The organism is Staphylococcus sp. 17KM0847 (assembly GCF_013463155.1).
In the GTDB taxonomy this organism is placed as follows: Bacteria; Bacillota; Bacilli; order Staphylococcales; family Staphylococcaceae; genus Staphylococcus.
On the sequence record NZ_CP040781.1, the window covers coordinates 1,120,050 to 1,132,236 of the forward strand.

Consider the following 12,187-nt stretch of genomic DNA (forward strand, 5'->3'; position numbering starts at 1 on the left):
AATAATAAATATATGTTTAAGGTTGAGATATACATCATGTCCCAACCTTTTTTATCAATATAGATAATTGAATGCATGAAATAAAGCGTAGTAGAGCGTGTCTATTTGGGCAAAATTCTTGCTGTCTCGCCCAGCAAATCAGATAAAATGTATTCACACTATATCCTAGCTACTTTTTTATCTATAATCCATTCATACAATAACTACAATCGAAATATTAATCATTAATTACAATAAGGAGTTGAGCGATCGTGAAACAACAACCCAAAAATTTCAATCCATCATCTCATGAGCAAAAATCACCCAAATACATATCGCTCAAATACTTCATCATTGGCATTATCCTTACAATCTTATTAACTGCTGCTATTGTGGGTGGGGGTCTGTGGTATTGGACTCACCAATCATCTGATGCACATATTCAAAAAAATGCCAAAAAGTTAAGTGATGTCTATGAAATCATTGCTTCAGACTACTATAAAAATACAGACAAAGATGCACTGCTAGATGATGCCATTAAAGGAATGACTAAGAGTCTAAACGATCCCTATACAGAATATATGACTCAAGAAGAAACACAATCATTCAATGAAGATGTTTCTGGAGATTTTGTTGGTATAGGTGCTGAAATGGCTCAAAAAGGAGATCGAATTTTTATCGCTAGTCCAATTAAAAAAGCACCAGCTGAAAAAGCAGGATTAAAAGCAAAAGATGAATTAATTGCAGTAGATGGTCAAAAAGTGAAAGGAAAATCATTGAATAGTGTCGTCAAAAAAGTACGCGGTGAAAAAGGAACAAAAGTTACATTGACAATTAAACGTGGTGAGGAAGAAAAAGAATATACTGTAACGCGTGATAACATTCATGTCGAAAGTGTCGAATATAAAAAAAATGGAGATATCTTTGTTTTCAAAGTCAACAAGTTTCAAGAAGGGACAGCAGGGGAATTAAAAAGTACGATTCAAAAAGCACAACAGCAAGGTGCAAAACAGATTTTAATTGACTTACGCAATAACCCCGGTGGCTTACTTGATGAAGCTGTTAAAATGGCTAATATCTTCTTAGATAAAGGTGAAACAGTTGTTCAGTTAGAAAAAGGCAAAAACAAACAAGTGATTAAAACAGATGGAACACCTTTAAAAGATATTAAAAACTTGAATGTATCTGTACTTATTAATGAAGGGTCTGCAAGTGCTTCTGAAGTTTTTGCTGGTGCTTTACGCGATCATAAAGTCGCTACAATCTACGGTCAAAAATCATTTGGCAAAGGAATTGTTCAAACGACACGTGAATTTTCAGATGGTTCACTATTAAAATTTACTGAAATGAAATGGCTTACTCCTAATGGTCATTACATTCATGGTAAAGGAATAGAACCTGATACTAAAGTAGACGGTGCTGATTATGAAAATATGTCAGTTATCCCTTCAAATAAAGTCATTAAAGAAGGAGATAACTCGAAATATGTAAAATCTATCAAAGTGGGATTAAAGGCTTTGGGTTATAATGTAGGTTCAATAAACAATCGTTACGATGCAAGATTGAAAGAAGCCGTACAATCATTCCAAAGTGATTATGATTTGAATCATAATGGTATATTCAATAAAGAAACCAATCAATTATTTACTGAAAAACTTGTAGAAAAATCTACATCCGAAGATACAATGCTAAAAAATACGATAGAGCAAATAGAAAGAAAGGACAAACAATGATAAGAAAAGCGCATTATACAGACTTACCCGACATTATGACATTGACTTCGGCAGCTAAAGCGTTAATGTATCAAGATGGCAATCCACAATGGGACGAGTATTACCCTGTGAGTAAGCACTTTGAACAAGATATTCATTCAGAATCACTGTTTGTCCTAGAAGACGAAAATCATACCATTCAAGGTTTTATTGTGATTGATGCAATAATGCCTGAATGGTATAACACACTTGAATGGCCTATCCAATACGATACACATTCACTTGTTATACATCGCTTAGTTGCATCACAACAGTATCCGGGAATCGCTAAAAAATTAATGACATTTGCATTTGAACAAGCACGTGCGCATGATTCAAAGTATTTATTAACGGATACTTTTTCACTCAATCAGCGCGCGCAAAAATTATTTACTAAATACAATTTTATAAAAGTGGGCGAGATGACAAGTGAAACATTCCCTTTTGATAAAGGGGCACCGTTTTACGCATACTATAAAAAATTAGATTAGAATAGAGGGACATTATGGTTAAAATTGCTTTTACAGGTGGCGGAACAGTCGGTCATGTATCCGTAAACCTCAGCTTAATTCCTGAAGCAATCGCAAAAGGTCATGACACAATCTATATTGGTTCAAAAAAAGGGATTGAGCATGAGATGATTACATCTCAATGCCCAAATACGCCTTACTTTTCGATTTCGAGTGGCAAGTTACGTCGCTATCTCTCAATCGAAAATATAAAAGACATCTTCAAAGTTTTAAAGGGCATTTTAGATGCACGTAAAATTTTAAAACGTGAAAATCCTGATATTGTTTTTTCAAAAGGAGGATTTGTAACAGTCCCTGTTGTATTAGCAGCAAAATCTTTAAATATTCCAGTTATTGTTCACGAATCAGACCTTACTCCCGGTTTAGCCAATAAGATTGCAATTAAATTTGCCAAAAAACTTTATGCAACATTTGAAGAAACATTAAAATATATTCCACAAAATAAAGGCGAGTTTGTTGGGGCAATCATTCGTGAAGATTTAAAAAATGGGGATAAAGCACGTGGCTATGCACAAACTCACTTTTCCCCCAAAAAGAAAACACTATTGGTTATGGGGGGGAGCTTAGGTAGTTCAACAATCAATGCAACAATCCGTCAACAGCTCGATACGTTGCTCGAAACCTATCAAGTGATTCACCTGACTGGTAAGGGGCTCAAAGATCATAGTATTCAAAAAAACGGTTATATCCAGTATGAATTTGTTACAGATGAACTCACTGATCTGTTAGCCATTACGGATACAGTGATTTCACGTGCAGGTTCCAACGCCATCTATGAATTTCTAACACTACGCATACCTATGTTACTCATTCCACTTGGCTTGGATCAATCACGAGGGGATCAAATTGACAATGCCAATTACTTTGAAAAACAAGGCTATGCACAAACATTGGATGAAAAAACATTAACCGAACATCAACTTATTACTGCTTTACATCAATTAGAAGATCATCGTGATATGTATGTACAAACAATGCAAAATTTCACCGAAAGTTATACAAAAGAAGCTTTACTTCATAAAATAATTCATGATTCAAACATTTAAAGGAGGTCAAAATGACATACTGGAAAAGAATCTCATTATTACTCGTATTTACAATTATCTTTTCAGTCATTGCCATGTTTCACGAATCACGATTAGGAAAATGGATTGATAATGAGGTTTATAATTTTATTTTTTCATCGGAAAGCTTGATTGCTACAAGCATTTTCTTAGGTGCAACATATATTGGTGAAGTCTGGACGATGGTCGCTTTATCACTGATAACAGTCGCTTTACTAATGCTCTATAAATATAAAATAGAAGCACTCTTCTTTGCGATGACAATGCTCTTATCTGGAATGACCAACCCTATCTTAAAAAATATCTTTGACCGAGAACGCCCAAGCATTTTACGTCTTATAGATATTTCTGGATTCAGTTTTCCAAGTGGTCATGCTATGGGGTCTACTGCTTTTTTTGGGAGTCTGATGTATATTGCGATACGCATCTTTAAAGGGAAGTCTCAAGCTGCGATATGTGGATTATGTATACTGTTTATTATACTTATCTCAACGTCACGTATTTATTTAGGCGTACATTATCCGACTGATATTATTGCAGGCATTTTAGGAGGAACTTTCTTTATCATCCTATCTCAACTTATTCTACGCAAACCTTTAAAAATTTAAACACAAAAGCCGTTACAGCACTTATTGCATGTAACGGCTTTTATTATACGTTTTAATATCAACGAAAATTTTATACGGGCATATAAAAGGGGATATTACTTGAAAATGACTCAATCAAAGAACGAATTGTAGTGGGGGGGATCGTTGGGATTGATAATCATTTTCAATTACATTATAACCTAATGAGAAATATTGTCAATTGAAAACACTATATTCTTAAAAAAACTTTCTAAAACGTAAAATTTATCCTATCATAATACATGAGGTGAAGACATGAAAACCGTATTAATTATAGAAGACGAGCAGAATTTAGCGCGCTTTATTGAATTAGAACTTAAACATGAAAATTATGACGTTGCGATTAAAAATGATGGGTTAGCTGGTTTAAATGCCGCATTACAACAAGATTTTGATATCATTTTATTGGATTTAATGCTCCCTGGTATTGATGGTCTCGAGGTCTGTAAGCGTCTACGAACACAAAAAGATACACCTATCATCATGATTACTGCCAAAGGGGAAATATATGATAAAGTTTTAGGCTTAGATTATGGCGCTGATGACTATATTGTAAAACCTTTTGAAATCGAAGAGTTATTGGCAAGAATTCGTGCACTCGTTCGCCGTTCCTCTGATGAGCAACAACTTCCAAAAGATAGTGTCGAAGTGAGTGGTATCGTTATCGATAAAAATGCATTCCATGTTACATATGGCGAAGAAATCATAGAACTCACAAAAACAGAGTTTGATTTATTATTATTACTTGCTGAAAATAAAAACCATGTATTACATCGTGAACAAATTTTAGATCATGTATGGGGCTATGCATCTGAAGTAGAAACAAACGTAGTAGATGTGTATATACGTTATTTACGCAACAAACTCAAACCTATTGATAAAGCCAAAATTATCGAAACGGTGAGAGGCGTAGGATATGTGATACGTCAATGAAACAGCCGACACTTAAAACCAAATGGACACTCGTTACAACGGTGATTACTTTTTTAATTATTTTTATTTTTTGTCTACTCATTATCTATGCTGTTAGCAGTTTACTGAAACAAAATGAACTTGAAAAAGCAGAGCGCAGTGCTGATGATTTATATCAGTTATTAGCGACAAGTCCTTTTAAAGATATTACGACTTTAGAATTCAGTTCTGTGACAAATAGTTATCAAAAAGTGATTTTATACGATCAAAATGGAAAGCATCTCATTGAAAATACAAACAGATCTAATATTCAGTTTACACCCCCATTTCAAAAAACAGATTCAAGAAATATTAAAATCATTAACAATAGCTATGGCTCATTCATCATTGTTTCAAACCCTGTGAACACAGATTATTTTCATGGTTATGCTACTATTGTTCATCCTTTAGATGTTTTTGATGACTTATTAAATTTTATAACCTATCTCGCATTGATTTTTGGATTGATTGCATTATTTGTTACAGCATCTATCAGTTATGCATTCTCATCACAAATTACCAAACCCATCAATATCATTACAGAAAAAATGACTAAAATTCGACGTGATGGTTTTCAGGAAAAACTCCATGTTCCAACTAATTACGAAGAAACCGATGCGCTTATTGATACCTTTAATAGCATGATGGTCAAACTAGAAGATTCTTTTAATCAGCAGCGTCAATTTGTAGAAGATGCTTCACACGAATTGCGCACACCACTTCAAATTATACAAGGTCACCTAAATCTCATACAACGCTGGGGGAAAAAAGACCCTGCTATCCTTGAAGAGTCATTAACCATATCTATTGAAGAAATGAATAGAATTACTAAGCTGGTAGAAGAGCTTTTGTTATTAACTAAAGATGACCCACGCTCCATTGAACAACAAACCGAAGAAGTCGATGTTAATTTAGAAATTAAAAATCGTATTCATTCGCTTAAACAAATTCATCCAGACTACCAATTTGATTTTGAAACAAATCAAGATTTTATTTATTTAGATATGAATGCTTTTCATTTAGAACAGGTTTTATTAATTTTTATAGATAATGCAATTAAATATGATCAGATTAACCGACATATTTGTATTTCTACACGTCATGTTAATAATCGCATTCTTATTGAAATTAAAGACCATGGACTCGGCATTCCGAAAGAAGATCAAGAACATATTTTTGATCGTTTTTACAGAGTCGATAAATCACGCTCACGCCAACAAGGAGGAAATGGTTTAGGTCTATCTATCGCATTGAAACTCGTAAAACTTTATGATGGGCATATTTCCGTTAAAAGTGAAGAAGGACACTTTACATTATTTACAATTAGCTTCAATGCATCAGCACATCATTAAAAGATCACGTTTTTTTGCCTTTAAATGTTCACAATTTAATGCTATTATTGACTTGTAAGCGTTTTAATTCTTTCTGTGGAGGGTGGATTATGAAGAACGATAAACAGGTGAGCGAGGCACCTGTAAATTTCGGGGCTAATTTAGGATTAATGCTAGAACTTTATGATCAATTTTTAGAAGATCCTAGTTCAGTATCTGAAGATTTACAAGTGCTCTTCAGCACAATTAAAGATGGTGATACATCTTATTCGAACACATCAACACAATCAAGCTTAGGGGATAGCACGATTAAACGTGTCATGCGCTTGATTGATAATATTAGACAATATGGGCATTTACTCGCAGATATCTATCCAGTAAATAAACCCGAACGGACAAATGTTCCTAAGTTAACAATTGAAGATTTTGGCTTAGATCAACAAACACTCGAAAAAATATCTGCAGAAATCGTCTCAGACCATTTTAAAGATATTTACGACAATGCTTATGAAGCGATACAACGAATGGAGAAGAGATACAAAGGTTCAATTGCGTTTGAATATACGCATATTAATAATTCAAAAGAACGTATTTGGCTCAAACGTAGAATTGAAACGCCCTATAAAACAGGGTTAAATCATAAAGAGAAGGTAGAGTTATTCAAGCTACTCGCCCACGTTGAAGGTTTTGAAAAATATCTTCACAAAAACTTTGTAGGTGCCAAACGCTTCTCAATAGAAGGTGTCGATGCACTTGTACCCATGATCTCACAAGTGATCAAGCGTGCTGCCGAAGCTGAAATACCTAACATTCAAATCGGTATGGCTCATAGAGGACGACTCAATGTACTTACGCATATTTTGAAAAAACCTTATGAAATGATGCTCTCTGAATTTATGCATACCAATCCTATGAAGTTTTTACCTGAGGATGGTAGTCTAAAACTCACTGCTGGTTGGACGAGCGATGTAAAATATCATCTTGGTGGTGTAAAAACGATCAACTCACATGGTATCGAGCAACGCATTACCTTAGCAAACAACCCGAGTCATCTTGAAATCGTTGCACCAGTTATAACAGGTCGTACAAGAGCAGCCCAAGATTATAGTCATCAATCTACACAACTCGAGACCGATTTTAATCGTGCTTTACCAATTATTGTTCATGGCGATGCTGCATATCCGGGACAAGGTGTTAACTTTGAAACGATGAACTTAGGTAGTTTAGAGGGTTACAGTACAGGAGGAACAATCCATTTAATCACCAATAATCGCATTGGTTTTACAACAGAACCTATCGATGGACGCTCTACAACATATGCGACAGATGTAGCTAAAGGTTATGATGTTCTAATTATGCATGTGAATGCAGATGACGTTGAAGCGACGATTGAAGCGATTGATATTGCGATGGAATTTCGCAAAACATTTAACAAAGACGTTGTAATTGATATTGTTGGCTATCGCCGATTTGGTCATAATGAGATGGATGAGCCTATGCTCACTAATCCATTACCTTATAAAAATATTAAAAAGCATGATACAGTAGAAATTATTTACGGTAACAAATTGGTCGAAGAAGGTATTATGAGTACAGATGATATGAACAATATCATAGATGCTGTTCAAAAAGAAATGCGTACAGCACACGATAAAATTGATAAAAACGATAAAAATAATAACGCTGAGATGGAACATCCTGAAAATATTGCACAACCATTAGCAAGCAATCATTCTGAGCTGTCTTATGAACGCTTGAAAACAATTAATGATGCCATGCTCACGTATCCAAGTGATTTTAACGTCTTTAAAAAGTTACAACGCATTTTAGAACAAAGACGTCAACCATTTGAAAATGAAGAGGGGCTTGTTGACTGGGCACATGCCGAACAGTTAGCATTTGCAACAGTTATGCAAGAAGGTATACCTATTCGCATGACAGGTCAGGATTGTGAACGTGGTACATTTAGTCATCGTCATGCGGTGTTACATGATCAAGATAGCGATCGCGTGCATATTCCATTGCAAAATGTTCCAGATCAAAAAGCAACGTTCGATATTCATAACTCTCCGCTATCTGAAGCAGCAGTGGTTGGTTTTGAATACGGCTATAACGTTGAAAATCCATCGTCATTCAATATTTGGGAAGCACAATTTGGTGACTTTGCTAATATGGCTCAAATGTACTTTGATAATTTTGTTTTCTCAAGCAACGCAAAGTGGGGCGAACGTTCTGGATTAACTTTCTTCTTACCACATTCATTTGAAGGACAAGGACCTGAACATTCTTCAGCACGATTAGAGCGTTTCTTACAGCTTGCTGCAGAAAATAATATGACTGTTTGCAACTTATCAAGTGCAAGTAACTATTTCCACCTATTGCGTGCACAAGCAGCGAGCTTAGGTACGGAAGCTATGAGACCACTTGTACTCATGTCACCAAAAGGATTATTACGAAATAAAACTGTGGCACAGCCTATTAGCAAATTTACAACAGGGGCATTTTCACCTATTATCGTAGAAGAATACGAGGCTCAAAAGGTAGAAAAAGTTATCCTTGCTTCAGGTAAGATGCTCATCGATTTAAAAGAGCGATTAAAAGAAACACCTAATTCTAAAATTTTATTAGTCGCGGTAGAAAGAATTTATCCATTCCCAGAAAAAGAAGTTGCTGAGTTATTACAAGCATTGCCAAATGTTAAAACGGTAGCTTGGGTACAAGAAGAACCTCAAAACCAAGGTGCATGGCATTTTGTATACCCAACACTCAAGCAAATTGTAGGGGATCAGTACGATCTTGCATATCACGGTAGACAACACCGTGCCGCACCATCTGAAGGTGATGGAGAAATTCATAAACTTGTTCAAAATAAAATCATTGAAAATAGTTTAAATATCTAGGGGGATATCAACATGGCAGAGGTAAAAGTTCCAGAATTAGCAGAATCTATTACGGAAGGTACCATTGCGGAGTGGTTAAAACAAGTAGGGGATACAGTAGAAAAAGGTGAAGCCATCCTTGAATTAGAAACTGACAAAGTAAATGTCGAAGTCGTATCAGAAGAAGAGGGCACATTACAAGAACTTCTTGCTGAGGCTGGAGATACAGTTGAAGTGGGTCAAGCAATTGCAATTGTGGGCGAAGGTGCTGCCAAGCCTTCAACTGATGGACATAAACAGACACAACAAGAAACAACTACAAATGATACCGAATCAAACGAAGAAAATGAAACATCAACAAATGAACGCGTCAATGCTACGCCTTCAGCACGTCGTGCAGCCCGTGAAAAAGGCATTGATTTAAGTGCAGTAAATGGTAAAACTGGGGATATTGTCCGTAAAGAAGACGTTGCACGTGGTAAACAAACAAATGAAAAAGTTATAGAAAAAAATACAGCTCAACAAGAAAAACCACAACCACCTCAAAATCCATCAAAACCAGTAATACGTGAAAAAATGAATCGCAGAAAACAAACTGCTGCACGTAAATTATTAGAAGTAAGTAATAATACTGCAATGCTTACAACATTTAATGAAGTCGATATGACAAACGTCATGGAACTACGTAAACGTAAAAAAGAAAAATTTATGGAAGATCATAATGGGACTAAACTTGGCTTTATGTCATTCTTCACTAAAGCAGCTGTTGCAGCATTGAAAAAATATCCGGAAGTCAACGCTGAAATCGATGGTGAATACATGGTGACTAAGCAGTTTTATGATATCGGTGTAGCTGTATCGACACCAGGTGGATTATTAGTACCGAATGTGCGTGACTGTGATAAGAAAAACTTCGCTGAAATTGAAGCAGAAATTGCAAACTTAGCTGCTAAAGCCCGTGATAATAAACTTTCATTAGATGATATGATTAATGGTTCGTTTACCATTACAAATGGTGGTATTTTTGGCTCAATGATGTCAACACCAATTATCAATGGTAACCAAGCTGCTATCCTTGGTATGCACTCAATCATTACACGCCCAATCGCAATTGACAAAGATACCATTGAAAATCGTCCGATGATGTATTTAGCATTAAGCTATGATCATCGTATTATTGATGGTAAAGAAGCTGTTGGTTTCTTAAAAACAATTAAAGAACTTATTGAAAACCCTGAAGATTTACTACTTGAATCATAACTTTAAATAACAAAGCCCCTAAGGCAGTTTTGATATATACTGAATTCCAAAAGTCGGACTTTGATTTAGTATACGATTTCAAAGGTTTGTTTCCTATATTGTATAGGAAACAAGCCTTTTAATTTTTCTTTAATTCTTGTATTGCTATAAAAATGGCTACAAAAGTTAGTTTTTTGGGGATGCACTACGCTGCTTTAGGGGTTTTGTTAATAATATGACTTATCACATCACTCGATATATGATAAGCTTGGCGTAAGTTGAACAGAGGAGCCATAATTTATGCAAATCAACAAAAAACTACTTATCCCTATTTTAACAATAGGTATTTTTATGATGATTATTAATTTCATCTTTATAGTGACAAGCTTATTGGGACTGACGCATCATTGGCCTGTTTTTCAAACAATAGGTTTAGGTTTAATTGTAATCTACGGTTTTGATATACTACAAGAGCGTCAAACACGCAGTCTCTATTTTTATGCAGGTATTATTTTTATTTTATTCGGTATCTTTTTTCAATAAATATAGGTCATATTGGTATTTCAACATTATAATGAGGTATAATACAACATAAAGGCACATACTATTCGGTGATTATAGATACTACCACGTCTTCTTATAAGATATAGACAAAACAATAAATTTATTTCATAATATGATAGTCTGATTAATATTTATATCACACATTAAAGAAATCAAGAAGGTGAGCAAATGTTACATGAAACTTGGAAAGATAAAGCGCCCATAAAACAGGTCAAAGTGATTCATACTGATGCCGCAAAATTTACAGTGAGTGATATGCTCACTATTGGGCAAACATATGATGTTGTTAATGAAACTGAAGAATATTATCAAATTATTGACAACTCTGGACTTGTTGGTGGTTACTATAAAACATATTTTGAAGAAGTCTAGATTAAATAAGTAAATATTTGAACATAAGAAAAAGCGAAGCACCTGTGTGCTGTCGGCTTTTTTCTTATGTTCAGCAAAATGAGAAAGGTGAATAATATGACACATATAAGTAAAGGCTATATCAACTCAGATAAAACGGTTTTTGGAGATGCTGAAAAGTTATTTAGCTTAAATAAAAATATTTTACTCAAAGGACCAACGGGTTCAGGTAAAACTAAACTTGCCGAAACATTAAGTGAAACAACACAAATTCCGATGCATCAAATTAACTGTTCAGTAGACTTAGATGCTGAAAGTTTACTCGGATTTAAAACAATTAAAACATCAGACAATGGTCACCAAGAAATTATTTTTATTGACGGTCCTGTCATTAAAGCAATGCGCGAAGGTCATATCTTATACATTGATGAAATTAATATGGCTAAACCTGAAACATTACCTATCTTAAATGGTGTATTGGACTATCGTCGTCAATTGACAAATCCATTTACAGGAGAAGTCATTAAAGCTGCACCCGGCTTCAAAGTAATTGCTGCAATTAATGAAGGCTATGTCGGCACATTACCTATGAATGAAGCACTTAAAAACCGCTTTGTGGTTATTAATGTCGATTATATCGATGGTGACACACTCCATGATGTCATCAAAGCACAAAGTTTATTACAAGATGATACATTGATTAAACAGATTATTAAATTCAATGAAGATTTGCGTACAATGACACAGCAAGGTCAACTTTCTGAAGAAGCTGCAAGTATTCGTGCTTTAATCGATATGAGTGATCTTGCTACGGTGATGCCTATTGAACGAGCGATTCAGCGTACAATTATCGATAAACTGGAAGATGAACGTGAACAACAAGCTATTATTAATGCTGTAGAATTGAACTTTTAGAGGGTGA

11 protein-coding genes are annotated in these 12,187 nt (G+C 34.8%); all 11 read left to right on the forward strand.

Annotated features, from left to right (window positions below; genetic code table 11):
- Positions 1-251 precede the first annotated feature (251 nt).
- The 11 genes from FGL66_RS05390 to FGL66_RS05440 all read left to right on the forward strand — a co-directional run bounded on the left by FGL66_RS05390 (position 252) and on the right by FGL66_RS05440 (position 12,180).
- Positions 252-1,712, forward strand: a complete 1,461-nt coding sequence (locus tag FGL66_RS05390) for a S41 family peptidase (protein WP_258007254.1) — start codon at positions 252-254, stop codon at positions 1,710-1,712.
- Positions 1,709-2,221: a GNAT family N-acetyltransferase gene (locus FGL66_RS05395; protein ID WP_180808843.1), complete on the forward strand. Its 513-nt coding sequence runs from the start codon at positions 1,709-1,711 to the stop codon at positions 2,219-2,221. Before FGL66_RS05390 ends, FGL66_RS05395 begins: the two co-directional genes overlap by 4 nt.
- 14 nt (positions 2,222-2,235) lie before the next feature.
- Positions 2,236-3,306 (forward strand): undecaprenyldiphospho-muramoylpentapeptide beta-N-acetylglucosaminyltransferase, encoded by a 1,071-nt coding sequence (murG, locus tag FGL66_RS05400; protein ID WP_180808844.1) that lies wholly within the window; start codon positions 2,236-2,238, stop codon positions 3,304-3,306.
- An 11-nt stretch (positions 3,307-3,317) separates the two neighbouring features.
- Positions 3,318-3,932: a phosphatase PAP2 family protein gene (locus FGL66_RS05405; protein WP_180808846.1), complete on the forward strand. Its 615-nt coding sequence runs from the start codon at positions 3,318-3,320 to the stop codon at positions 3,930-3,932.
- A gap of 273 nt (positions 3,933-4,205) precedes the next feature.
- The gene (locus FGL66_RS05410; RefSeq protein ID WP_180808847.1) at positions 4,206-4,883 is read left to right on the forward strand and encodes a response regulator transcription factor; all 678 of its coding nucleotides are present in this window, start codon (positions 4,206-4,208) and stop codon (positions 4,881-4,883) included.
- Positions 4,880-6,253 carry a HAMP domain-containing sensor histidine kinase gene (locus tag FGL66_RS05415; RefSeq protein WP_180808848.1) on the forward strand — a complete coding sequence of 458 codons (1,374 nt, stop codon included), beginning with the start codon at positions 4,880-4,882 and terminating at the stop codon, positions 6,251-6,253. The genes FGL66_RS05410 and FGL66_RS05415 overlap by 4 nt, the downstream gene beginning before the upstream one ends.
- A gap of 86 nt (positions 6,254-6,339) precedes the next feature.
- Positions 6,340-9,132, forward strand: a complete 2,793-nt coding sequence (locus tag FGL66_RS05420; RefSeq protein WP_180810483.1) for a 2-oxoglutarate dehydrogenase E1 component — start codon at positions 6,340-6,342, stop codon at positions 9,130-9,132.
- A 12-nt stretch (positions 9,133-9,144) separates the two neighbouring features.
- Positions 9,145-10,371 carry a dihydrolipoyllysine-residue succinyltransferase gene (gene sucB, locus FGL66_RS05425; RefSeq protein WP_180808849.1) on the forward strand — a complete coding sequence of 409 codons (1,227 nt, stop codon included), beginning with the start codon at positions 9,145-9,147 and terminating at the stop codon, positions 10,369-10,371.
- 279 nt (positions 10,372-10,650) lie between these two features.
- Entirely contained in the window at positions 10,651-10,893 is a 243-nt protein-coding gene (locus FGL66_RS05430) for a hypothetical protein (RefSeq protein ID WP_258007255.1), read from the forward strand.
- 189 nt (positions 10,894-11,082) lie between these two features.
- On the forward strand, positions 11,083-11,286 hold the full coding sequence (locus FGL66_RS05435) for a DUF6501 family protein (protein WP_180808850.1): 204 nt from the start codon (positions 11,083-11,085) through the stop codon (positions 11,284-11,286).
- Positions 11,287-11,382: 96 nt separating this feature from the next.
- A complete protein-coding gene (locus FGL66_RS05440; RefSeq protein ID WP_180808851.1) occupies positions 11,383-12,180 on the forward strand; it encodes an ATP-binding protein in 798 nt (265 codons plus the stop codon).
- The last annotated feature ends 7 nt before the right edge of the window (positions 12,181-12,187 follow it).